Annotated in this window: 11 protein-coding genes; 10 read left to right on the top strand and 1 reads right to left on the bottom strand. The window is 73.1% G+C overall.

Annotation, left to right across the window (positions count from 1 at the left end):
• The first annotated feature begins 134 nt into the window (after positions 1-134).
• Genes ABT245_RS17205 through ABT245_RS17220 form a run of 4 tightly spaced genes read left to right on the top strand, consistent with a single transcriptional unit; the run spans position 135 to position 5,093 of the window.
• Positions 135-1,721: an ABC transporter substrate-binding protein gene (locus tag ABT245_RS17205; RefSeq protein WP_351734293.1), complete on the top strand. Its 1,587-nt coding sequence runs from the start codon at positions 135-137 to the stop codon at positions 1,719-1,721.
• A complete protein-coding gene (locus tag ABT245_RS17210; RefSeq protein WP_351734295.1) occupies positions 1,718-2,668 on the top strand; it encodes an ABC transporter permease in 951 nt (316 codons plus the stop codon). Before ABT245_RS17205 ends, ABT245_RS17210 begins: the two co-directional genes overlap by 4 nt.
• Positions 2,665-3,522: an ABC transporter permease gene (locus ABT245_RS17215; RefSeq protein ID WP_351734297.1), complete on the top strand. Its 858-nt coding sequence runs from the start codon at positions 2,665-2,667 to the stop codon at positions 3,520-3,522. The genes ABT245_RS17210 and ABT245_RS17215 overlap by 4 nt, the downstream gene beginning before the upstream one ends.
• Positions 3,519-5,093 (top strand): ABC transporter ATP-binding protein, encoded by a 1,575-nt coding sequence (locus tag ABT245_RS17220; RefSeq protein WP_351734299.1) that lies wholly within the window; start codon positions 3,519-3,521, stop codon positions 5,091-5,093. The genes ABT245_RS17215 and ABT245_RS17220 overlap by 4 nt, the downstream gene beginning before the upstream one ends.
• Positions 5,094-5,171: 78 nt before the next feature.
• Here ABT245_RS17220 and ABT245_RS17225 read toward each other — a convergent pair whose 3' ends face one another.
• Positions 5,172-6,806 (bottom strand): (2,3-dihydroxybenzoyl)adenylate synthase, encoded by a 1,635-nt coding sequence (locus ABT245_RS17225; protein ID WP_351734301.1) that lies wholly within the window; start codon positions 6,804-6,806, stop codon positions 5,172-5,174.
• Positions 6,807-6,984: 178 nt separating this feature from the next.
• Here ABT245_RS17225 and ABT245_RS17230 point away from each other — a divergent pair, with 178 nt between their 5' ends.
• The 6 genes from ABT245_RS17230 to ABT245_RS17255 are packed head-to-tail and all read left to right on the top strand — an operon-like array spanning position 6,985 to position 24,721.
• The gene (locus tag ABT245_RS17230; protein ID WP_351734303.1) at positions 6,985-13,872 is read left to right on the top strand and encodes a non-ribosomal peptide synthetase; all 6,888 of its coding nucleotides are present in this window, start codon (positions 6,985-6,987) and stop codon (positions 13,870-13,872) included.
• Positions 13,869-19,397 (top strand): non-ribosomal peptide synthetase, encoded by a 5,529-nt coding sequence (locus tag ABT245_RS17235; RefSeq protein WP_351734305.1) that lies wholly within the window; start codon positions 13,869-13,871, stop codon positions 19,395-19,397. Before ABT245_RS17230 ends, ABT245_RS17235 begins: the two co-directional genes overlap by 4 nt.
• Positions 19,394-20,566: a saccharopine dehydrogenase NADP-binding domain-containing protein gene (locus ABT245_RS17240; RefSeq protein ID WP_351734307.1), complete on the top strand. Its 1,173-nt coding sequence runs from the start codon at positions 19,394-19,396 to the stop codon at positions 20,564-20,566. Before ABT245_RS17235 ends, ABT245_RS17240 begins: the two co-directional genes overlap by 4 nt.
• Positions 20,563-22,632, top strand: a complete 2,070-nt coding sequence (locus tag ABT245_RS17245; protein ID WP_351734310.1) for a Gfo/Idh/MocA family oxidoreductase — start codon at positions 20,563-20,565, stop codon at positions 22,630-22,632. Before ABT245_RS17240 ends, ABT245_RS17245 begins: the two co-directional genes overlap by 4 nt.
• Entirely contained in the window at positions 22,629-23,894 is a 1,266-nt protein-coding gene (locus tag ABT245_RS17250) for a cytochrome P450 (RefSeq protein ID WP_351734312.1), read from the top strand. Before ABT245_RS17245 ends, ABT245_RS17250 begins: the two co-directional genes overlap by 4 nt.
• A complete protein-coding gene (locus tag ABT245_RS17255) occupies positions 23,891-24,721 on the top strand; it encodes a thioesterase II family protein (RefSeq protein ID WP_351734314.1) in 831 nt (276 codons plus the stop codon). Before ABT245_RS17250 ends, ABT245_RS17255 begins: the two co-directional genes overlap by 4 nt.
• The last annotated feature ends 12 nt before the right edge of the window (positions 24,722-24,733 follow it).

The raw sequence follows: 24,733 nt of genomic DNA on the forward strand, positions 1-24,733 counted from the left end.
CGGTACGGCCGGTGCCGCCCGTCGGTACGTACGCCCGTCCTTCACCGGCCGCCTGCCATCGCGCCGGCCTCGGTTCACGCGCCGCGAATGTCTCCCGGCGCCCGGTTCAGCTCAGCGCAACGTCAAGGAGAAGCATGTCCAGACAGTTCGATCGCCGTACCCTCCTGCGCCGTGGTGCGGCGGGGGCCGCGGCTTGGGCGGTGGGACCCGGCCTGCTGGCGGCGTGCTCCACCGATGAGCCCGGTGCCGACCGGAAGCCGGGACCGGGTTCCTCGCCTCGTTCGGGCGGCACCCTGCGAGCCGCCTTCGTCGGAGGGGGCGCCTCCGAGACGCTCGACTTCTTCAACGGCCCGTCCGCACTGGACCTGGTGCGCGCCCGGGCCTGGCACGGCACCCTGGGCAACCTCGATCCCAGCGGGCCCGACGGGGTGCGCTACGGCGTGCTCAAGGGGATCGACATCTCCGACGATCTGTCGGCCTACACACTGCACGTGCGGCCCGGCGTCCGCTTCACGGACGGCTCCGAACTGACCTCCGCCGACATCCTGCACTCCCTCAGCGTCCTCGCGGGCAAGAGCACACTGCCCGTGTACCGGCTCGCCGCCGCCAACTTCGACCTCGCGCGCGCCAAGGCCGACGGTGACCTGAAGGTCGTACTGCCCACCCTGCGGCCCATCGCGGACGGCCGTATGATCCTCTGCCAGGGCAACTTCCTCGTCGTCAAGGACGGCACCAAGAGCTTCCGCACGGGCATGCCGAGCTGCGGGCCCTTCCGGCTCACCGAGTTCACGGCCGGTCAGGGAGCGGCGTTCGAGCGCTTCGACGACCACTACGGCCATGTCCCGCACCTGGACGGCCTGGAGCTGCGTTCGATCGCGGACTCGACCGCGAGGGCCGGGGCCCTCACGAGCGGTGAGATCGACTTCGCCCACGACCTCTCACCCGTCACCGCACGCACCCTCGCGGACCATGCGACGGTCCGGCTCGTCCCGACGAAGAGCCCCTACCTGGTCGGGCTCTCCTTCCAGCTGAACATGGGCGTCGAGCCGTTCGGCGACCCGCGGGTGAGGGAGGCGTTCAAGCTCGCCGTCGACCGCGAGGCCATGGTGAGGACGGTCTTCTACGGGAACGCCGAGATCGGCAACGACCTGCCGTCCATGGGCTTTTCCGACTACGCGGAGGGCCTGCCCCAGCGGGCCCACGACCCGGAGCGGGCCCGGGGGCTCCTCAAGGCGGCCGGCGCCGACGGGATGAAGGTCCGGCTGACGACCGGCCCCGAGACGCCGGGCATGGTGGAGATGGCCACGCTCTACGTCGAGGACCTGAAGCAGGCCGGCGTCCGGGCGTCGCTCCGTGAACTGCCCGCCGGGCAGCTCTACGCCGACTTCGCCGCCTACGCGGCGCTGCCGCTGGCCGGCTCGTACCAGATGCCCATCCCCGCGCTGTCGACCTACCAGATGAGCGCGGCCGGCGGATCGCCGTCGGCGTTCGGCTGGAAGAAGCCGGAGACGGACACCCTTGTGGCGAAGGCCCGCGCCGCGAGCGACCCGTCCGAGGCGAAGCGGCTGGGCACACGGGCGCAGCGCACGCGCTGGGACGAGGGCAACCAGGTGCTGCCGGTCTTCAAGCCGAATCTGAACGCCCAGACCAAAAAGGTCAGCGGGATACGCGACGACCTCTTCGAACAGTTCCCCGGCTTCTCCCAGGCGTCCCTGGCGTGAACCTGCTCGCGTTCGCCGGCCGTCGCCTCGCGGGGGCGGCCGTCCTGCTGGTCCTGCTGTCCGCCGCGATCTTCGCGGCCACGGCCGTCCTTCCGGGAGACGCCGTCAGCGCGGTCGCCGGTATGGACGCCTCCGAGGCACAGCGCGCCGACGTCCGTGCCGAACTCGGTCTTGACCGGCCCGCCGCCGAGCGATACGCGTCCTGGGCGACAGGCGCACTGCGAGGGGATCTGGGCCATGGCTTCGTCGGGGACCGACCGGTCGGCGAAGTCCTCGCCACCCGCCTGCCCAACAGCCTGCTGCTCGCGGGACTGACCCTAGCGGTCACCGCACCGCTCGCCGCACTGCTGGGCCTGTGGACCGGGCTGCGCGGCGGCGGCGCCGACCGCCTGGTCTCCGCCTGCGCCCAAGTCCTGGCGGCCGTACCCGAGTTCGTCATCGCGGCGCTGCTCATCGCGGTACTGGCGGTATGGCTTGGGGTCCTTCCGCGTGTCTCCGTGATCCCCCTGGGCGGCACCCCGCTCGACGTGCCGCGCGCCCTGGTCCTGCCCGTACTGACGCTCAGTACGGTCGGCCTCGCCGTCGCCACCAGACTGCTGCGCGTCTGCGTCGCGGACGCGGCGGCCACACCGTACTGCGAAGCGGCGCGACTCAACGGCGTCCGCGGGGTGCGGCTCGCGGTTCGTCACATCCTTCCCCATGCCGCGGGGCCCGCGGTGCAGGCGCTCACCCTCACCACGGGGGCACTGGTCGGCTCCGCGGTGGTGGTGGAGAACGTGTTCGACTACCCGGGCATCGGCCGGGAACTGCAACTGGCCGTCGCCGCACGGGACGTGCCGATGGTGCAGGGCATCGCCACCGCCCTCGTCGCGGTGATGCTCGCGGTGCTCCTGCTGGGCGACATCTGCGCGCGTCTGCTCGGCGCGCGGGAGAGGCACGGCCGATGACCACAGTGCTGACACCGCGGCGGCGGGACCGTCCGGCCGGTCACCGCACACCGCGCCGCCGCCGACCGCCCCTGCTCATGGGCGCGGGAACGCTGCTCGTCGTCCTGCTCGCCCTGCTGGGCCCGCTGGCCGCGCCGTACAGCCCCACCGCGCGGCTCGCGGCGCCCTTCCAGCAGCCGGACGGACATTTTCTCCTCGGCACCGACGTGCTGGGCAGGGATGTGGCGAGCCGGGTGCTCAGCGGCGGCCGGACCATCGTGCTGACCGCGCTCGCGGGCACGGCGGCCGCCGGTGCCGTCGGAATGTCCGCCGGCGTCCTGGCGGCCATGGTGTCCCGGCGACTGGGCGACCTGATGGTGCGCTGCGTCGACGCCCTGGCCGTACTCCCGGCTCTCCTGATCGTCCTCGTCCTGGCCGCCGGTTTCCCCGGCAGCGGCCCGGCCGTCGTGGCGGCCGTGGCCCTGGCCACCGCCCCCTTCTCCACCAGGGTGCTGCGCGCCGCCGCGGACACCGTCCTGACCAGTGGATACGTCGAGGCCGCGCTGGCCCGGGGTGACACCCGGCGGGCCGTACTGCGGTACGACGTGCTGCCCAACATCGCCGGACCGGCCCTGGTGGACAGCGCGCTGCGCCTGGTCGCCTCCCTGCATCTCACCGCCACCGCGGGGTTTCTCGGACTCGGACAGGGCGGGGCGGCGCCCGACTGGGGGCGCATGGTGAGCGAGAACGTGCCCGGGGCGACGCTGGCCGCCACACCGTTCCTCGCTCCGGCCCTGCTGCTCGTGCTGCTGTCCGTCGGTGTCGGTCTGCTGGCCGGACGACTGGCGGACACGGTGGGGCGGGGGGCCGCATGAGCGACCAGGTGTCCGCCCGCCGGTCCGGCAGCGGTCCGCTCGCCGAGATCACCGGACTGACCCTCGGTCCGGCCACCGGCGGCCCGCCCGTCCTGCACGACGCCGACCTCTGTCTGCCGCGCGGGCAGGTGCTCGGGGTCGTGGGCAGATCGGGATCCGGCAAGAGCAGTCTGGCGTACAGCCTGCTCGGACATGTCCGTCCGGGCCTGGAGGTCCGGGGCGGAACCGTCCGGGTGGCCGGCCTCGATCCGTTCGACCGCAGGGGCGCCCGCCGCCTGCGGGGGCGCGTGGTGTCGTTCCTCGGCCAGGACCCCGCCTCGTCGCTCAACCCCGCGCTGCGGATCGGCACACAGATCGCCGAGGCGGTGCGCCTGCGCTCGTCCGCGAAGCGTGCGAACGACGTCCGGGCGCGGGTCGAGGAACTGTTGCTGTCCGTGCGGCTCCCGGCCGACCGGGCGTTCCAGCGACGGCTGCCGCGTCAGCTCTCGGGAGGACAGGCCCAACGCGTCGCCCTGGCACTCGCGTTGGCCGGCACACCCAGCCTGCTGATCCTGGACGAGCCCACCAGCAGCCTGGACACGGTTCTGGCGGCCGGCATGCGCAGGCTGCTGGGCGAGGTCCTGGCCGACGGGGACCGCTCCGCGGTGCTGGTCAGCCACGACCCGGAGTGGATCGCGTCCGTGGCGGACGATGTGATCCGTCTGGAACAAGGCCGGATCACCGCGGTCGGCGTGCCGAAGGCGCCGATGTCCGTGCCGCCGTCCGGCGGGCCCGCCGGCCCCTGCCGCGGGAACCCGCAAAGCGTTGCCCCCGCCGACGCCGGAGAGTTGACGGTCCGTGGGCTGGACGCCGCGCACGGCCGGGTCCCCGTGCTGCACGACATCTCCCTCACCGCCCCGGCGGGCTGCTGCATCGCCGTGGTGGGCCCCTCGGGGTCCGGGAAGACCACCCTCGCCCGATGTCTCGCGGGACTCCACCGGCCCAGCCGGGGCAGCGTCGAGTGGCGGGAGCGCGCCGCCGAGCGAGGCGGCGGCGCCCCGGTGCAGCTCGTCGCGCAGGACGCACGCGGCGCTCTCAACCCACGGGAATCCGTACGCACCGCCCTCTTGCGGCCCCTCACCGGCGTGGGGCGCCGGCCGGCCCAGGACGCGGCGCGCGAAGCCGTACGGCTGCTCGATCGGGTCGGACTGGACCCGGATGTGCTGGCCCGTCGGCCGGGGGAGTTGTCGGGAGGCCAGCGGCAACGCGTCGCACTGGCCAGGACGCTGGCCGCCCGGCCCGGCGTCCTGGTCTGCGACGAGATCACTTCGGCGTTGGACGCGGAGACGGCGAGCGGGATTCTGGAGCTGCTGGACTCGCTGCGGCGGACACTGGGACTGACGGTCGTGATGGTGACGCACGACCTGGCAGCCGCCGCCCGCCACGCGGAGCGGGTCGTCGTCCTGGACGAGGGGAGAGTGGCCGAGGCCGGCCCGGTCGACCGGGTGCTGGTGGCCCCGGAGCACCCGGTCACCCGGGAACTGCTCGCCTGCGCCGACCGTCCTGTGTTCGCGGTGCCCGAGCAGCGGTGAGCGGACGGCGAGTGCGGGGCCTCTTACCGCCGCCGGGGGGAGCGCGACGCCCACCGGGCGCTCCCCCCCGGCCCTGGCTCACCGCCCGAGCAGCAGGGCCAGCGCCGCCTTGTCGACCTTCCCGACGGCGGTGAGCGGAAGACCCGGAACCTGGATGACCTCGTCCGGGGCCTTGTAACCGGCGAGCCCGCGCTCCTGCAAGTGGAGGGCGACCTCTCGCGCGCCGGGGGCCGCGCCCGCGCAGACGACGAAGGCGACGGACCGCTCACCCCACCGCTCGTCCGGCACGCCGACCAGGGCTGCCGCGGTGACGGCCGGATGCGTCAGCAACTGCTCCTCCACCTCGACCGCGGGAATCTTCTCGCCGCCACGGTTGATCTGGTCCTTGATCCGCCCCACCACCACGAGGTGTCCGGTCGGCAGACGCCGCACCACATCGCCGGACCGGTAGTAGCCGTCCGGGGTGAAGGCCGTGCGGTTGTGTTCCGCGGCGCGGTAGTAGCCGCGCGGCGTGTACGGGCCCCGGGTGAGCAGTTCACCCGCCGTGCCGTCCGGGACCGGCCTGCCGTCCGCGTCCACCACCAGGACCTCGTCGTCCGGCGAGACGGGCCGGCCCTGTGTGGTGCAGACGAGGTCATCCGGGTCGTCGAGCCGGGTGAGGTTGATCAGCCCTTCGGCCATGCCGAAGACCTGTTGCACGCTCACCCCGAGCGCCGGCCCGAGCTTGCGCGCGTGCTCCTCCGGCAGCCGCGCCCCGCCGACCTGGAGCACCGCGAGGCTCCCGAGGTCCCAGGAGCCGGACGAGGCTTCGTCCATCCAGTGGGGAACGAGCGGCGGGGTCAGGGAGGTCATGGTCACATGCTCCCGCTCGATCAGGGCGAACGCCGTCTGCGGGCTGGGGTCCGGCGCGATGACGACGGTTCCGCCGGCCATGAGGGTGCCCAGCACACCCGGGCAGGCGAAGGTGAGGTTGAATCCGATCGGCAGGACCGCCAAGTACACGGCCTGTGGGTCGAGCGCGCAGACGCCGGCGCAGGCACGGGCGTTGTAGGCGTAGTCGTCGTGTGTCCGCGGGATGAGTTTGGGGAGCCCCGTGGTGCCGCCGGACAGCAGCAGGAGGGCGAGATCGGCGGGGTCCGCTCCGCCGGCGTCGGAGCCGGGGCCGGACGCGGACGAGGCGTCCACCCGCAGTGCGTCGAACGGGACGAAGTCGTCGTACGGGCCGGGGTCGCCGACCACGATGACATGCCGCAGCGAGCTGCCCGGCCCCTGCTCCGCCCGTACGTCGCTCATCAGTTCCCGGTGATCGAACCTGGCGTGCCGGTCGGGCACCACACAGGCCACCGCGCCCGCCAGCCGCACCAGATGGCCGATCTCCCGGCGCCGGTGGCCGGGCATGGCGTGCACCGGAACCGCCCCGAGCCGCTGCAGCGCGAACCAGACGAGCAGGAACTCGGCGCAGTTGGGGAGTTGGACCACCACGCGGTCGCCGCGCCCGATCCCCAGCCCGCGCAGTCCGACGGCGACACGGTCGGCCTTGGCGTCCAGGTCCGCGTAGGTCCACCGCCGGTCGCCGTCGACCAGGGCGACACGCCCGCCATGACCGGTGGCCGCCTGACGCAGACGGGCACCGAATGTCACCCCCTCCCAGTGTCCGGCGGCTCGATAGCGCGCCGATTCGGCCTCGGACCAGGTCGGTTGAGTCTCCGTCATACAGCTCCGCCTCTCATTGCCGGGCCGTGGGCTCTGGCGCCGGACCTCGTCGTGTGACTACGATGTGAACTATAGAAATGATAATCGTTTCTATTTGAGTTTCGGCCCTGCGCGCGGGAGTTGTCAGCGTCCGCTCCCCGACCGCCGCCCACCCCACCCGACCGGAAGGCCCCCAGTAGTGAGCGATGAAGCAGTCGTCAAGGCGCGGACATCGGAGGGCGACGTCGACAGCCGCGACCCCCACACGGCCGAGGCGGTGCGTGAAGCGGTCGCCCGCGCGCTGGACATGGCGCCGCAGGAGCTGGACGACGACCGTGACCTCTTCGAACTCGGTCTCGACTCACTGGTGCTGATGTCCCTGGTCGGCGCCTGGCGACGCGAGGGCAGCACGGTCACTTTCCAGGACCTCACGCGCGTTCCGACCCTCGGGGCGTGGACGGCCCTGCTCGGGCGGGCCCCCCGCGGCGACGCGCCCGCCACGGCCCGGCGGCCCGCGGCGCGGCGGACCGCCCCGGTCCACGCATCACCCGGTGCGGCGACGACCGGGGCGGAGACGGAATCCTTCCCTCTGGCGACGATGCAGCACGCCTACTGGATCGGACGCCAGGACGGGCAGCCGCTCGGCGGCGTCGCCGCGCACTTCTACGTCGAACTCGACGGCCGTGAGGTCGATCCGGCCCGGCTCGACGCCGCTCTCCAGGTACTGGTGCGGCGGCACGGCATGCTGAGGGCCGTCTTCGACGAGCAGGGGCGCCAGCGCTTCGGCGCCTCCGGTGCGCCACTGACCATCCACGATCTGCGCGACCGCACACCTGAAGAAGCCGAGTACGAACTGGAGTTGCTGCGCGAGCGCAACACCCACGCTCGTACCGACATCGCCGCCGGTGATGTCTTCCGTACGGCCGTGTGCCTGCTCCCGGGCGGCAGGACCCGGCTGCAGATCGACCTGGACATGATGGCCGGCGACGCGCTGAGCCTGCGCGTTGTCCTGTCCGACCTGCAACGCTTCTACGAATGTCCCGACGACCCGCCGCGTGAACTCGGCCTCGACTACCGCCGGTACCTCGCCGAGCACGACGCCCGGCGCACGGCGGAACGCGAGCAGCACGCCACCTGGTGGCGGGAGCGCCTGCACGAACTGCCGCGCGCCCCGCGACTGCCGACGACCGTCGATCCGCTCACCCCGGTCAGCGCGAACGACACCACGCTCACCCACTCCCGCCGCCTCCACCACTGGCTCGGCCCCGACGACAAGGCGGCGCTGATCAACGCCGCACGTCGGCACGGCCTCACCCCCGCCGCCGCCCTCGCCACCGCCTTCGCCGAGGTCATCGCCGCCTGGAGCGACAGCCCGCGCTTCCTCCTCAACCTGCCACTGTTCGACCGGGAGATCTTCAGCCCTGAAGTCGCCCGACTGGTCGGGGACTTCAGCAGCTCGGTCCTGCTCGACGCGGACCTGAGCGCGTCCCTGCCGTTCTCCCGGCAGGCCCGCCGCCTCCAGGAACGCCTTCAAGAAGGCATCTCCCACGGCGCGTACGGCGGCGTCGAGGTGCTGCGCGACCTCGCCCGCGTCGAAGGCTCCCCGGTGCTGGCCCCCGTCGTCTACACCAGTGCCATCGGGCTGGGCGAGATCTTCGAGCAGGACGTCCAGAAGTCCTTCGGCCACCCTTCCTGGATCATCTCGCAGGGCCCGCAGGTCTACCTGGACGCCCAGGTCACCGAACTCGACGGCGGTCTCCTGCTCAACTGGGACGTTCGGGACGGCGTGTTCGAAGCCGGCGTGCCCGACGCCGCGTTCGACGCCTACCGCCGCCTCATCACCCGCCTCGTCACGGACCCCGACGCCTGGACCCGGCCCGTGGACGGCCTGCCGGCGCACGACGTCCTCTCCCGGCGCGCGGTCGCCGCCCTGCCGCCCACGCCCGTACCGGACCGCGCCCTGCACACCCGCTTCTTCCAGCTCGCCGAAACAGAACCGGGCCGCACCGCGGTCGTCCGCCCGGCCGGCGACACGCTCACCTACGGCGAACTCGCCCACAGAGCACGGCAGATCGCCGCGCTGCTGCGGGACCACGGCGTGCGGGAAGGCGACACCGTCACGCTGACCCTGCCCAAGGGCGCCGACCAGATCACCGCGGTCCTCGGCATCCTGGCCGCGGGCGCGGCCTACGCCCCCGTCGGCGTGGAACAGCCCGCCGTACGCAGACACCGCATCCACTTGGTGGCCGGCGCGTCCGCCGTACTCACCGACCGGGCGCACGCCCATCTCTGCGCGGACGTCTCCTCCGCACCGGTGCTGCTCCTCGAGGACGCGTCGGCGGCCCGGCCCGCACCGGTCGCCCGGCCGGACCCCGCCCTGCCCGCCTACGTGCTGTTCACATCCGGCTCGACGGGAGTGCCCAAGGGCGTCGAGGTGCCGCACCGAGCGGTCGTCAACACCGTCGAGGCGATGGCGGAGCAGCTGGGGCTCGGGCCCTCGGACCGCACCCTCGCGATCTCCGCCCTGGACTTCGACCTCGCCACCTGGGACATCTTCGCCCCCCTGTCCCTGGGCGGCCAGGTGGTCGCCGTGGGACAGGAGCACCGCCGCGACGCCCACCACTGGGTGCGACTGGTGCGCACGCACGGGGTGACGCTGGTGCAGTGCGTGCCCGCCCTGCTGGACCTGCTGATGGCCGCAGCCGATGCCGGGGGCGCCGAGGGCCTGGGGACATCCCTGCGCATGGTCCTGCTCGGCGGGGACTGGGTCGGACTCGACCAGCCGGCCAGACTCCGGGCCCTCGTACCCGGCTGCCGCTTCGTGGCACTCGGCGGCATGACGGAGGCGGCTGTCCACTCGACGGTCTTCGAAGTGGAGGAGACCGACCCGGCCTGGAAGTCCGTCCCGTACGGAGTTCCGCTGCGCAACATGCGGGCCCGTGTCGTGGACGGACGGGGACGGGACTGCCCCGATCTCGTCCCCGGCGAACTGTGGATCGGCGGCCCCGGCGTGGCGACCGGCTACCGGGCGGACCCCGAGCGCACGGCGGAACGCTTCGTCGCGTACGACGGCGAGCGCTGGTACCGCAGCGGTGATCTGGCCCGCTACCGGCCCGACGGCGTACTGGAGTTCCTGGGACGCGCCGACCACCAGGTGAAGATCGGCGGCCACCGCATCGAACTGGGCGAGGTCGAGTCCGCGCTGGAGGACGACCCCGCCGTCCTGCACGCGGTCGCCACCGTCCTCGACACGCCGGTGCGTCACCTGGCCGCGGCCGTGTCCGCCCGTGACCGGTCACCCGATCCGGCCGCCGTGCGCACCCGGGCGGCGCAGCGACTGCCCTCCTACATGGTGCCCGAGCGCGTCCTGGTCCTCGACGACCTGCCGCTGACCGCCAACGGCAAGCTCGACCGGGCGGCGGTCCACCAGGCCCTGACCGAGACCGCAGACCAGGACGGAGCCCGCACCTTTGCGCCGGCCGGCCCGGTGGAGACCGCCGTCGCGGCCGAGTGGGCCGAACTGCTCGGGGTGGCCGAGGTGGGACGTGAGAGCAGCTTCTTCCTGCTGGGCGGCGACTCTCTGGTCGCGACGCGGATGATCGGCCGGCTGCGCGCCGCCGGGTTCCCCGGCGCCCGCGTGGCCGACCTGTTCGCCCGCCCCGTGCTCCAGCACTTCTGCGCGACGCTGCACCCCGAGGCGGCGCCCGGCGAGCCGGCTCCGCCCCTCCTTGTGCCCGACCCGGACCACGCCCATGAGCCGTTCCCGCTGACCGACGTCCAGGCCGCCTACCACACGGGCCGCGATCCCCGTTTCACCCTCGGTGGTGTCGGCACCTGGCACTACACCGAGTTCGACGGCACGGACGTCGACCTGGACCGGCTGGAGCGTGCCTGGAACACCCTCGTCCGCCGGCACGGCATGCTCCGCGCCGTCGTCGAGGACGGACACCAGCGTGTCCTGCCCGACGTACCCGCGGTGCGCATACCGGCGCGGGACGCCACCGCCGAGGGCGCGTCCGATGCCCTCGCCGGCCTGCGCGCCCGCCTGTCCCACCAGGTCCGCGACCCCGCGCGGTGGCCCCTCTTCGCCGTCGAGGCCGTGCGCTACCGCGAAGGCGACCAGGAGAACGCGGGCCGGACACGTGTCCGTGTCGGCATCGGCCTGGACTACCTCGTGCTCGACGCGCTCTCCATCACCACGCTCTACGCCGAACTGAACACGCTCTACGCGAACCCGGACCACGAACTGCCGCCCGTCGACGTGACGTTCCGCGACTATCTGACCCGCCCCTCGGCGGACCCGGAGTCGGCCGCCCGGGCGCGTGCGCACTGGCAGACCCGGCTGTCCGAACTGCCGCCCCCTCCCGCCCTGCCCTTCGACCGGGATCCGGCCACGCTCGAAGTGCCCGTCTTCACCCGGCGCCGGCTCAGTCTGCCCGCCGAGGACTGGCAGACCGTCAAGCAGCACGCGGCCCGGCACGGCCTGACCCCCTCCACCGTTCTGCTGGCCCTGTACGCGGAAGTCCTGGCGGCCTGGAGCGGAACCGACGCCGTGACCGTCACACTCACCCTCTTCAACCGGCGTGACATCCACCCCCACATCCACGGGGTGCTGGGCGACTTCACCTCCCTGTCCCTCGCGGGTCACCGGCGCGAAGGCACGTCATGGCTCGCGGCGGCCGTCGCGCTGCAGCACCGTCAGGCCCAGGACCTGGACCACGCCGATGTGCCGATCGACTGGCTGCTGAGGGAGTTCGGCCGTCGCACGGGCACGGTGGACGCCGCCGCACCCGTGGTGTTCACCAGCGCCATCGGCGTGGGTGACGCGACGCTGGCCGGACCGGGCACGGGCCTGCCCGAGAAGGTCTGGGGCATCTCCCAGTCCCCGCAGGTGTGCCTGGACAACCAGGTCACGGAAGAGTCCGGGAACCTGATCGTCACCTGGGACGCGGTGCAGGACCTGTTCTCCGAGGGCGTGCTGGACGCGATGTTCGACGCCCACGCACGGCTGCTGCGGCACCTCGTCACCGGCGACTGGGAGGCACCGCTGCCCGACCTGCTGCCCGCCGGCCAGCGCGAACGGCGTGCCGCCGCCGCACGGGAGTCCGCCCTGGAGCCGGTCGCGCCACGTCTGCTGCACGAGACCTTCTTCACCCGTGCGACGGACCGCCCCGACCGTACCGCCCTGGTCACGACGGCGGGGGAGGAGGTCGGCTACGCGACCCTCGCCGAGCAGGCGCTGCGCACCGCCGCCGCGCTCGGCGACGCGGGCGTACGGCCGGGCGATCTGGTCGCGGTCACCCTGCCCAAGGGACCGGAACAGATCGCGGCGGTCCTCGGCGTCCTCGCGGCCGGCGCCGCGTATGTCCCCCTCGGCCTCGAACAGCCCGCTGCCCGGTTGCGGCGGGTTCACACCACGGCCGGGTTCCGTGTCGTCCTGGGGGACTGGCCCGACTCGGACGGCACCGGCCCCCGCGCCGTCCCCTTCCCCGACACACAGCGCCCCGAGCCGTTGCGGGCGCCGCACGAGACCTCCCCCGACGCCCTCGCCTACGTGATCTTCACGTCGGGTTCCACGGGCGAGCCCAAGGGCGTCGAAATCTCACACGCCGCCGCCTGGAACACGATCGCGGACATCAACGCCCGGCACGGCATCACCGGGGACGACCGTGTCTTCGCCCTGTCCGCGCTGGACTTCGACCTGTCCGTGTACGACCTCTTCGGCCTGCTCTCCGCGGGCGGTTCCCTGCTGCTCCCCACCGAGGACCAGCGCCGGGAGCCGGCCCGCTGGCCGAGCCTGCTGGACCGGTACGGCGTGAGCGTCTGGAACACCGTCCCCGCCCTGCTCGACCTGTTGCTGGACGCCGACGAACAAAGCGAACAAGACGAACAAGATGAACAAGGCGTCCAGGGCGGTCGCGCGGCAGGTGGCGTACGGGGACTGCGGACCGCACTGGTCTCCGGTGACTGGATCGGCCTCGACCTCCCGGCCCGCCTGCGGGCCCGGACCGCGCGGCCCTGCGCGTTCGTCGCCATGGGCGGCGCGACGGAGGCCGCCATCTGGTCCAACACCCTGACCGTCACCGAGGTGGACCCCCGGTGGGTGTCCATCCCCTACGGCCGTCCCCTGACCGGGCAGTGCTACCGGGTGGTCGACCGGGACGGGCGGGACTGCCCCGACTGGACGCCCGGTGAGCTGTGGATCGGCGGCGAGGGACTGGCCCGCGGTTATCTGGCCGACCCGGTCCGCACCGCCGAGAAGTTCGTCGTACGGGACGGTCGGCGCTGGTACCGGACAGGCGACCTGGGCCGGTTCCGGGGTGATGGACTGCTGGAGTTCCTGGGCCGCCTCGACGACCAGCTCAAGATCGCTGGCCACCGTATCGAGGCGGGCGAGATCGAGGCCGCGCTGGAGGCACACCCCGCCGTCGCGCGGGCCGCCGTCGTGGCCGTGGGGGAACGCACCGCGAAACGCCTGGTCGCCTTCGCCGTACCGCTGGACCCCCGGGCCGCCGGTCCGAAGACGCCGCCCGGCGACGGGGCCGCGCCCAGCGAGGCCGTCGCACCCGACGGGAAGCCGGGCCCCAGCGAGGCCGTCGCACCCGACGGGAAGCCGGGCCCCGCCGAGGGCGGCTCGCCCGTCGAGGACCCGGGCCTTGTCGAGGACCTTCTCGGCCTGCTCGCGCAGCGGGTGCCCGGCTACGCCGTCCCGTCCCGCATCCTGCTGCTGCCCGCCCTGCCGCTCACCGCGAACGGCAAGGTCGACCGCAACGCGCTGGCCGGCACGGCGGGCCCCGAGCCGGTGTCCGCCCACGGCGAGCCGCCACGGGGCGAGACCGAGACAGCCCTCGCCGCACTCTGGCGTGAGCAGCTACCGGAACCCGTGCCGGACCGCGATGCCAACTTCTTCACCCTCGGCGGCGACAGCCTCTCCGCGCTGCGCCTGCTCACGGCGATCGAGCGCCGCCTGGGAGCCGCCGTGCCCGTGCGCCGCTTCTTCGCCGCACCGACCATCGCCGCGCTCGCCGCGGACGTCACCCGAACGCTAGCGGCCCATGCGACCGCCTACGAGACCGGAGAGCTGTGAACATCGCTCAACTGCTGGCCCGCTACGCCGACGAGGGCGTGGTCCTGTGGGCCGAGGACGGACACCTGCGTTTCCGGGCCCCCCAGGGCCGGCTCACCGACACGCACCGAGCCGAACTGCGCACGCACAAGGAAGCCATCCTGCGCCACCTGGAGGCGGCGGAGCCCACGCTGCGCGGCGACCCCGGCAGCCGCCACGATCCGTTCCCGCTGACCGACATCCAGGCCGCCTACCTCATCGGCCGCACCGACGCCTACGCCTACGGCGGCGTCGGCTGCCACGCCTACGTCGAACTCGCATACCCCGACCTGGACGTGGACCGCGTCACCGCCGTGTGGCGGGAGCTGGTCCAGCGCCACGACATGCTCCGCGCCGTCATCCACCACGACGGCTACCAGCAGGTCCTGGCCGACGTGCCCGCCCTCGCCGTCGGGGCCGACGACCTGACCGCGCTCCCGCCCGCCTTGGCCGAGGCAGAGGTGGAACGCACCCGCGCCCGTCTGTCCGCACGTCAGGCACCCACCGACCAGTGGCCCCTCTTCGACGTCCATGTGAGCAGGACCGCCGGGCGGGCCGTGCTCCACCTCTCCTTCGACATGCTCGTCGTCGACCACGCGAGCCTGCGCATCCTGCTCGCCGAGTTCCAGCACCGCTACGGCGGTGCCGACCTCCCCGAAGCCCCGCGGATCACCTTCCGCGACTACGTCCTGGCCCGCCGCGCCCTCGCCGACACCGACGGCCACTCCCGTGACCGCGCCTACTGGACGGAACGGCTCGACACACTGCCGCCCGCCCCCGAACTGCCCCTCGCCGAACCCTGGCAGGCCGCCGTGAGCGCCTTCGAGGAAACGAGCCGTCCGCCCGCTTCCGGCGACGCGGTGACCTTCCGCCGGCTGGAGGTCCTGCTGCCCGCGGCCGACCGGAAGCGTCTCACCGAGCGCGCCGCGCGGCGCGGGCTGACCATCTCGACGGCACTGCTCGCCGCCTATGCCGAGACGGTCGGCCACTGGTCGCGGACCAGCCGGTTCACCCTCAACGTGCCCACGGTGGACCGGCCCGGCCTGCACGAGGACATCGGCCGGCTCGTCGGTGACTTCACCTCGCTCGAACTGCTCGCCGTCGACCTCGACGCCCCGGCCACCTTCGCCGAACGGACCAGGGCCGTCGGGCAGCGGCTCCTCGAAGACCTGGCGCATCCGCTGTTCACCGGCTCGGACGTGCTCGCCGAACTGTCCCGCAGGGCCGGCGCCCCGGTTCTGATGCCGGTCGTCTTCACCAGCGCCCTGAGCGGGGGCGGCACCGCCGAGGGCGTACCCCCCGAGGTGTCCTACGCCGCGACCCGGACGCCGCAGGTATGGCTCGACTGCCAGGTCATGCACCGCGGCGACGCGCTGGGCCTGTCCTGGGACATCCGGGACGGAGCGCTCAGCCACGGGGTGGCCGAGGCCATGTTCGACGCCTGGACGGCACTCGTGCGACTGCTGTCCGCCGACGGCGAGGCCGGTGAGGCCGCCTGGGACGCACCGGCCCGCATCCCTCTCCCCGAGGCGCAGCGGGCCCGCCGAAGCGCGGTCAACGCGACCGAGGGACCCCTGCCGGACGCTCTCCTCCACGAACCGGTGCTGGCCCGGGCACAGGCCACACCGGACGCGATCGCGGTCCGGACGCCCGAAGTGGCGCTCACCTACCGGCAGCTCGTCGCCCGCGCGAGCGGTGTCGCCGAGTCGCTGGCGGCGTTGGGACTGCGGCCCGGGGAACCGGTGGCCGTCTGGGCGGACAAGGGCTGGGAGCAGGTCGCCGCCGTCCTCGGCACGCTGATGGCGGGCGGCGCCTATCTGCCCGTCGACACGGCCCAGCCGCCCGCCCGCCGGGACACGATCATCGCCGACGCGGGCGTACGCACGGTCCTCACCCAGTCCTGGCTCGCCGAGACCGACGACCTCCCGGCGACCGTGGCGGCCGTCGCCGTCGATCTCCTCCCCGAAACCACCGCGTCCGACCCGACCGCACCCCGACGCGACCCGGACGAACTCGCCTACGTCATCTACACCTCCGGCTCCACCGGCACGCCCAAGGGCGTGATGATCAGCCACCGGGCCGCCCTCAACACCGTTCAGGACATCAACCGCCGCTACGCCGTCACCGAGCGCGACCGCGTCCTCGGCATCGCGGGACTGGGCTTCGACCTGTCCGTCTACGACCTGTTCGGGCCGCTCGCGGTGGGCGCCACCCTCGTCCTTCCCGAGGCCGACCGGCGCGGAGATCCCTCCCACTGGGCCGAACTCGTCCGCGACTTCGGTGTGACGGTGTGGAACTCGGTTCCCGGCCAACTGCACATGCTGTGCGACTGGCTGCGCTCCGAGCCTCCCACCGACGACGGCTCGCTGCGACTCGCGCTGATATCCGGCGACTGGATACCGGTCGCCCTGCCCGACCAGGCCCGCGCACTGCTGCCCGGGCTGGAGATCGTCTCACTCGGCGGCGCCACCGAGGGCTCCATCTGGTCCATCGCCCACCCGATCGGCGAGGTGGACACCGCCCGCCCGAGCGTCCCGTACGGCAAGCCCCTGACCAACCAGACCTTCGCCGTACTCGACCAGCGGCTGCGGCCACGGCCCGAGTGGGTGCCGGGTGAGCTGTACATCGGCGGTGCCGGCGTCGCCCTCGGCTACCTCGGCGACGAGGCCCGCACGGCGGAACGGTTCCCCACCGACCCGGTCAGCGGACAGCGGCTCTACCGCACCGGTGACCTCGGCCGGTATCTCCCCGACGGAACCATCGAGTTCCTGGGCCGGGAGGACGCCCAGATCAAGATCCGCGGCTACCGGGTCGAACTCGCCGAGGTGGAGGCCGCCGTGCAGGCCCACCCCGCGGTCGCGGCGGGCGCGGTCGTCGTCGACGACTCGGCCGCGGGCGGACGGCGGCTCGCCGCGTTCGTGGAGACGGCACACAAGGACGGCGACGAGCCGGTCCCGCCGGGCCCGGAACAGGCCCGCGCGGCAGCCGCCGACGCCGTACGGGAAGCCTCCGCGGCCGTCGACACGGCACGGCTCACGGAGTTCCTGGCCGCCCTCGACGAGGTGGCGCTCGCCGAGATGACCCGGGTCCTCGCGGGCTGCGGAGTGTTCGAGGACGGCGCCGCGCGCACGGCGGAGCAGGTGGGCACGGCGCTGCGCGCCACGCCACGCCACCGGCACATCGTGCGGCGCTGGCTGCGCGCCCTGGCCGCCCGGGACCGGCTCACCCACCGGGCCGCCGACGACACCTACACCGGCCTTGTCCCCGTCTCCCCGCCCGAGACGGAGCGCCGCTGGCGGCTGGCCGCCGACCTGGAGCACGAGATCGGGTGGAGCACCGAGCTGCTGACCGTGATGCGCACCTGCGCCGAGCATTTGCCCGACCTGGTCACCGGGGAGGTCGGCATCCGGGATCTGCTCTTCCCCGGCGCGGCGACCGAGGCCGCGGACGCCGCCTACCGGGACAACCTCGCCATCCGGCACCTCAATCGCGCGGTGGTCGCCGCGCTGCGCGAGATCGCCGCGAGCCACACCGGTGAGGAGCGGCTGCGTGTGCTGGAGGTCGGCGGCGGCGTCGGCGGCACCACGGGCGAACTGGTGCCCGTCCTCGCCGAGTACGGCGTCGACTACCTGTTCACCGACGCCTCGGCGTTCTTCCTGGGCGAGGCCCGCGAGCGCTTCGCCGACCACACCTGGGTGCGCTACCAGCGTTTCGACATCGACGAGGACCCACGCCCCCAGCACCTTGTGCCCAACACCTTCGACGTCGTGGTCTGCGCCAACACGCTGCACGCCGCCGCCGACGCCGACGCGGCCGTGGGCCGGCTGCGGGAACTGCTCGTGCCGGGCGGACAGCTCGTGTTCGTGGAGAACACCCGCGACGAGAACCTGCCGCTGCTGGTCTCCATGGAGTTCCTGGAGGTCGCAGGCCGGGCGTGGACCGATGTGCGCGAGCACACCGGCCAGTCCTTCCTCACCCACACGCAGTGGCGTGAACTCCTCGGCCGGCACGCCGCGTCCCACGTGACCTCGCTGCCCAAGGCCGAGGACACTCTCGCGCTCACCGGCCAGGAGGTGTTCATCGCCACGATGAAGGACGACCGGCACCATGTGCCCATGGGGGAGCTGGCCCGCACGGCGGCCACCCGGCTCCCCGAGTACATGCTCCCCTCGGTGTGGCAGATCGTCGACACCCTGCCCCGCACGGCCAACGGCAAGACCGACCGCGCGCGCCTGCGGACCTGGCTGCCCCGGGAGAGCGCACCGGTCGTCGTGGACGAGCGGCCGAGGGACGAACTGGAGAACAGCCTGGCCGACCTGTGGACGGAACTCCTCGCGGTCGAACACGTCACCCGCAACGACGACTTCTTCGACCTCGGCGGCGACTCACTCCTGGTGGCCCGGATGGTGGGCCGGCTGCGCGAACGCGTACCGCAGGCGGCGGACCTGGAGTGGGAGGTCGTCCTGCGTCATATGCTGCGCCGCCCCACGGTCGCCGGCCTCGCCGGCTTTCTGCGGGGACTTGCCGACCCGAAGGACGCGCCCGCGGCGGGTGCCGTACGCACGGACCCGGTGATCCACCTGCACGGCGCACGGTCGGCCGACGAGCCCACGACCGTGCTCGTGCACGCCGGAACCGCGACGATCATGCCGTACCGGGCGCTGATCACCGAGATCAGACGGCGCTCGCCCGGCCTCGCCGAGGTCGTCGGTGTGGAGGTCCCCGACCTCGACGGGTTCCTCGCCGCCCCGCCGGACGGACTCATCGAGCAGGTGGCCTCCGACTACGCGCGGGCCCTGACGGCGAACGGGCGGAGCCGCTTCCATGTCGTCGGCTACTGCCTGGGTGGCCTGATCGCCACCGAGGTGGCCCGCAACCTCGCCGAGTCCGGGGCGGAGGTGGACAGCCTCACCGTCATCAGCAGCCACAGCCCCCGCTTCCGGCTGGACGACGAACTGCTCGCCGAGTACTCCTTCGCCGTCATGATGGGCATCGACCCCGCCGCGCTCGGCTTCCCCGACGACCAGTACCGGGTGGCCGCGGCGGCCGACGCCGTCCTGGCCGCCAGCCCGGGTGTCCTGCCGGACGGCGGACTCGCCGCGCTGCCCGAGGAGTTCGAGGACGTCGCAAGCTGCTTCCGGCGACTCGCCGACGTACCCCGCGCCACCCGCATCGCGCGGATGTGCGAGGCGGTTCCCGCCTCGGCCGGCACCTACGAACCCGACCACATGACGCGGCTCTTCCTCGCCTTCCGCCAGAGCGTCTTCGCCATCACCCGGTACGACGCCGAGCCCTACGCGGGTGACATCACCTTCCTGCGGCACGACGGTGCCTACCCCTTCCCCGGCAGCAAGGACGCTGTCACCGCCTACTGGAAGGAACTCACCCTGGGCGACCTGGACATCGTCGACATCGGCGGCGACCACTACAGCTGCCTGTCCGTCGAGCACGCGCCCGGCATCCTCAAGACCCTCGGTGAACTGACCCAGGGGGCGATCACCCGATGACCCGGAACCCGACGGCTGGACACAAGCCCCGGATCGGGGTCCTGGGGGCGTCCGGGGCGGTCGGCCGGGCCGCCGTACGCGAACTGCGCGCACTCGGCCACACCGGGCTCCGCCTGGGCGGCCGGACCGCCTCGGCCCTCCGCGAGATCGCCGAGCAGGACCCCACCGGCCAGGACGAGACCGTCCGGGCGGACGCCGGCGCACCGGACGGCTTGCGTGCCTTCACCGACGGCTGCGACATCGTCCTCAACTGCGTCGGCCCCACCTATCTGCTCCGCGCCACGGTGGCCTCGGCGGCCCTCGCCGCCGGCGCGCACTGCGTCGACGTGGCCGGGGACGACCCGGCCGCCGAGGACCTCCTCAAGGACGGCGACCCGGCCCGCGACGGCCGCACCGTCGTCCTGTCGGCGGGGGCCCTGCCCGGCCTGTCCAGTCTCCTGCCCCGCTGGCTGGCCGGGCAGGGCCTGGACAGCGTCTCCGCGCTGACCGCCCACTGCGGCGGCCTGGAGACCTGTTCGCCGACGGTGGCACGCGACCTCATGCTCTCCCTCACCTCCGGCGGGGCGGCCGGCGCGGCCTACGGCGAGGCCCTCGCTGCCGTCCGCGGCGGCCGGCGCGTCCCACGCGCCCTGCGCGCCGCCGAGGACACCGAACACGACGGCTTCCCCGGCCGGGTGGCCGTGCAGCCCTATCTCAGCGGTGAGAGCGAACGCCTCGCCGGCGTCCTGGGCCTCGACCGGCTCGACTGGTACAACGTCCACCCCGGTCCCCGCGTACGCGCGCTCCTCAATCTGCTGCCGGCAAGCCTCGCCGCCAAAGACGACCCGGCAGAGCTGGCGGACCGTCTGATCCTCGCCGCCGACCTCGACCTGGCCGGCCGCAGACCCTACTACGTCATGGACTTCGCGCTGTCGGGCACCGCGTCCGCAAAGCCGGCCACGGCTGGACTGACGCTGCGCGCGGCCAGCAGCTACCGGCTCACCGCGGCCGTGGGCGCGCTGGCGGTGGACGCCGTGCTCCGGGCCGAGGTCCGGGCCGGTGTGCACTTCGCCTGCGACGTACTGGACCCCGGCACCGTGGTGCGGCACCTGCGGTCCCAAGGAGCCGCCGAGCTACGGCTCACCGGGACGGCGGCCGGCGCCGAGCAGATGGAAGAGGGTGTGCTGTGAGCGCTCCGGCTCCGTTCCGTGTGCTGGTCTGCGGCACCAACTTCGGCCGCTTCTACGCCGAGGCGGCACACCGGCGCCCCGGATACGCGCTGGCCGGCATCCTCAGCCGGGGTTCGGCCGCGTCCCGGGCGTACGCCCGGAGCCTGGGCGTCCCGTACTACACGGACCCCGACGGCCTCCCGGCCGGTATCGACGCCGCGTGTGTGGCGGTCGGTTCCTCCATATCGGGCGGGCAGGGCACCGAACTGGCCAAGGCGCTCATGGACCGGGGCATCCACGTCCTCCAGGAACACCCCCTGCACCTCAGCGAGTTGACGGACAACCTCAGACACGCCCGCCGCCGGGGGGTGCAGTACCGCCTCAACACCCACTACCCGCACGTCGCCCCGGTCCGCGCCTTCATCGACGCGGCCCGCAGGCTCGTCGCACGGCAGCGGCCGCTGTTCGTGGACGCCGCCACGCCGGTCCACCTCATGCATCCGCTGGTGGACATCCTCGGACAGGCACTGGGAACCCTGCGGCCCTGGCGTTTCGCGGACCCGGCACCGCTGCCCGCCGACATCGGGCCGCAGCCGTTTTGTTCCCTGCACGGCGTGTTCGCGGGCGTACCCCTCACCCTGAGAGTGCACCACCAACTCGACCCCGCCGACCGGGACAACCACGCCCTGCACTGGCACCGGCTCTCCCTCGGCACGGAAGGCGGGGTCCTCACCCTGGCCGACACCCACGGGCCCGTCCTGTGGAGTCCCCGCCTGCACATCGGACGCGACGCCGACCATCGCTTCGTCCTGGACGGGCCGGGCACCGGCCGCCTGGGCCTCGGTACCACGTCCGTCGTCGGGACCACAGGAACCTTCCGTACCGTCTTCTCCGACCTGTGGCCGCAAGCCATCGGCAGTGCCCTCGACGGGCTCCGTGAAGCCGCCGAGCGGGGCGACGACGCCCTGCGCACGGGGCAGTACGAGCTGGCCGTGTGCCGCATCTGGGCCGACCTCGCGGCACGGCTCGGACCGCCCGAGATCGTCCGACCGGCCGCCCCGCGGCCCCTCGCGGTCAGTGACATCTTCCCGGTGCCGGGACAACCCCCCGCCCACACGTTCTTGGGCGGCGGCGAGGCCGGGCAGACCCCGGCCGCCGAACGCGCCGGCACCCGACACGTCCCCTCCGACGCACGGTCCGGCACCCGTACCGGCCCGAGCCGGGACGATGGGGCCGACCCCGGGAACACCGCGCCCTACACCCCGTCGGCGGAGTTCTTCGACCTCGTCGCGGCCGAGCACACCGCGACCGCGAGCGCCCCGGCGATCGCCGCGCTCCTCGCCGACGCCGACCTGAGCACCGGGCCGGTGGTCGACATCGGCGCCGGCACCGGCCTGGTGACCGAGGCCGTCGCCCGGGCCCGGCCGGACGCGGAGATCATCGCCTGCGAACCGGCGGTCGGCATGCGCGCCGTGCTCACCAGCCGCGTCTTCAGCGATCCGGAGCTGCGCTCCAGGATCACCATCACCGCGGACGCGGCCCCGGACCTGGAACTCCCCGATCAGATCGGCGTCGTCCTGCTCTGCGGTGTCCTCGGCCATCTCGACCCCGCCGGACGAGCCCTGCTGTGGCGACGGCTGACCCGCCGGCTGGCCCCCGGCGGGCTCGTGGTCGTCGAACTCATGGGCTTCGACGAACCGCTGACGCTTCCCGAGACCAGGCTCGCCACCGCCACGGCCGGACGGCAGCGCTACGAGTGGTGGTTCGGCGCGGCACCCGACGACGCGGCCGACGGCGTGCTGCGCCTGCGCTCCACCTGGCGCGTCTACCGGGACGGCGCCACGGAGACGGAACGCGAAGTACGGGACTCGTACCGTTGGGCTCCCTTCGGCCTGAAGGACGTGGAGGCCGAGTCCGGGATGACCGCACACCCCCTGCCGACCCGCCCCGGCGCACCCCCGCTGGCCGTACTCACCCGGGCACCGCACGCACCGAACTCGACGTACGGACCGGACGCGCCGGACACCCCGCGCGGCACCGAAGCATCCCTTGTTCTTTGCCCACCGACGACTGAGGACCACCGATGAGCACCCCCGTGTCCCCGACCACGCCCGACACCCCCGACGAACCCACCCCCGAAGCAGCGCCGCACCCCGCAGGCCAGCCCCGCGACTTCCCGATCCGGCGTGGCTGTCCCTTCGCCGCACCGGAGGAATACAGCACACTGCGCACCGAGGACCCGGTCGCCCGTGTCACGCTGCCGACCCAGCGGGAAGCCTGGGTGGTGACCCGCTACGACGACGTACGCGAACTGCTCTCCGACCCGCGCGTCAGCGCCGACATCCGCCGGGCCAACTTCCCCGCCCTCGGGGAAGGCGAACAGGAGGCCGGGGCCAGGTTCCGGCCCTTCATCCGCACCGACGCCCCCGAACACACCCGTTACCGGCGGATGCTCCTGCCGGTGTTCACCGTCCGCCGGGTCCGCGCGATGCGACCCGCCGTACAGGCACGCGTGGACGAGATCCTGGACGCCATGCTCGCCGCCGGCGGTCCCGCGGACTTCGTCTCGGCGTACGCCAACGCCGTCTCCACCTCGGTGATCTGTGAACTGCTCGGCATCCCCCGGGAGAACCTCGAGTTCTTCCGGGACGTCACCCGGATCTCCGGCTCCCGCCACAGCACCGCCGAGCAGGTCTCCGAAGCCCTCGGCGGCCTCTTCGGGCTGCTCGCCGAACTGATCGCCGAGCGGCGGCAGGAACCCCGCGACGACCTGATCTCCCAGCTCGTCACCGACCATCTGACGACCGGCCAGGTGACGACGGACCAACTGCTCTCCACCCTCGGCATCACGATCAACGCCGGCCGCGAGACCACCACCAGCATGATCGCCCTGAGCACCCTGCTCCTCCTGGACCGGCCCGAGCTGATGGACGAACTGCGCCACGACACCTCGCTGATGCCCGCCGCCGTCGACGAACTCCTGCGCGTCCTTTCCGTCGCCGACTCCATACCGCTGCGAGTGGCCGCCGAGGACATCGAGCTGTCCGGCCGGACCGTCCCCGCCGACGACGGTGTCATCGCCCTCCTCGCCGGGGCCAACCACGACCCCGAACAGTTCGACCACCCCGAGCGGGTCGACTTCCACCGCACGGACAACCATCACGTGGCGTTCGGCTACGGCGTGCACCAGTGCATCGGACAGCATCTGGCGCGGCTGGAGCTGGAGGTCGCCCTGGAAACGCTCATCCGCCGCGTCCCCACGCTCCGCCTCGCAAAGGACCGGGACCAGGTCGTCTTCAAGCACGACTCGGCCACCTTCGGCCTCGAAGAACTGAAGGTGACCTGGTGACCGCCGCCTTCTCGCCGAGCGCCTCCGCGCGTGCCGCCCGTACGGACAGCCCGTGGATCAGGCGGTGGAGCGACGGGGCCGCGTCCCGGCTCACCCTGATCTGCCTGCCCCACGCGGGCGGCAGCGCCACCTTCTACCGGCCCTGGGCGGCGCTGATGCCCCCCGAGGTGGAACTCCTCGGCATCCAGTACCCGGGCCGGGAGGACCGCATCGAGGAGCCGGAGACAGCCGGCATGGGCGAGCTGGTGACCGCGCTGGCGGACGCCGTCGTGCCGCTGCTCGACCGGCCCTACACCCTCTTCGGGCACAGCATGGGCTCCGCCGTCGCCTGGGAACTGGCCCACGAGCTGGACCGCCGCGGAGCACCGGGCCCGCGCCGGCTCTTCGCGTCGGGCCGGGCCGCTCCCGGCACGGCGGTGACCGGGCAACTGCACCGCCGGCCCGACGACATACTGAGCGCGGAACTGGTCCGGCTCGGCGGCACCAGCCGTGAAGTCCTCGACGATCCCGGGCTGCGGGCCGTGATCCTCAAGGCCGTACGCCACGACTACCGGATCATCGAGACCTACCGGCCCGGCCCACGGCCGCCGCTGACCTGTCCGATCCATGTGCTGACCGGCGGCGCGGACCCGGAACTCGGCGAAGAACGCTGCCGCGACCGGGCCGGCGGCTGGGCGGGCCTCACCACCGCCCGTACCGAGGTACGCGTCTTCCCTGGCGACCACTTCTACCTCACCCCGCAACGCCGCGAGGTGGCCGCCACCGTCCTGCGCAGGATGGACCCCTCGCTGACCACGGGCGCACCCACCTGGCCGAGCACCCCATGAGCCACCGCCCGG

The sequence above is a fragment of the Streptomyces sp. NPDC001508 genome (genome assembly GCF_040298665.1).
Classification (GTDB): domain Bacteria; phylum Actinomycetota; class Actinomycetes; order Streptomycetales; family Streptomycetaceae; genus Streptomyces.

Coding starts and splice junctions, on each gene's coding strand:
- ABT245_RS17205 (WP_351734293.1), top strand. CDS start 135: ATGTCCAGACAGTTCGATCGCCGTACCCTCCTGCGCCGTGGTGCGGCG.
- ABT245_RS17215 (WP_351734297.1), top strand. CDS start 2,665: ATGACCACAGTGCTGACACCGCGGCGGCGGGACCGTCCGGCCGGTCAC.
- ABT245_RS17220 (WP_351734299.1), top strand. CDS start 3,519: ATGAGCGACCAGGTGTCCGCCCGCCGGTCCGGCAGCGGTCCGCTCGCC.
- ABT245_RS17225 (WP_351734301.1), bottom strand. CDS start 6,806: ATGACGGAGACTCAACCGACCTGGTCCGAGGCCGAATCGGCGCGCTAT.
- ABT245_RS17240 (WP_351734307.1), top strand. CDS start 19,394: ATGACCCGGAACCCGACGGCTGGACACAAGCCCCGGATCGGGGTCCTG.
- ABT245_RS17250 (WP_351734312.1), top strand. CDS start 22,629: ATGAGCACCCCCGTGTCCCCGACCACGCCCGACACCCCCGACGAACCC.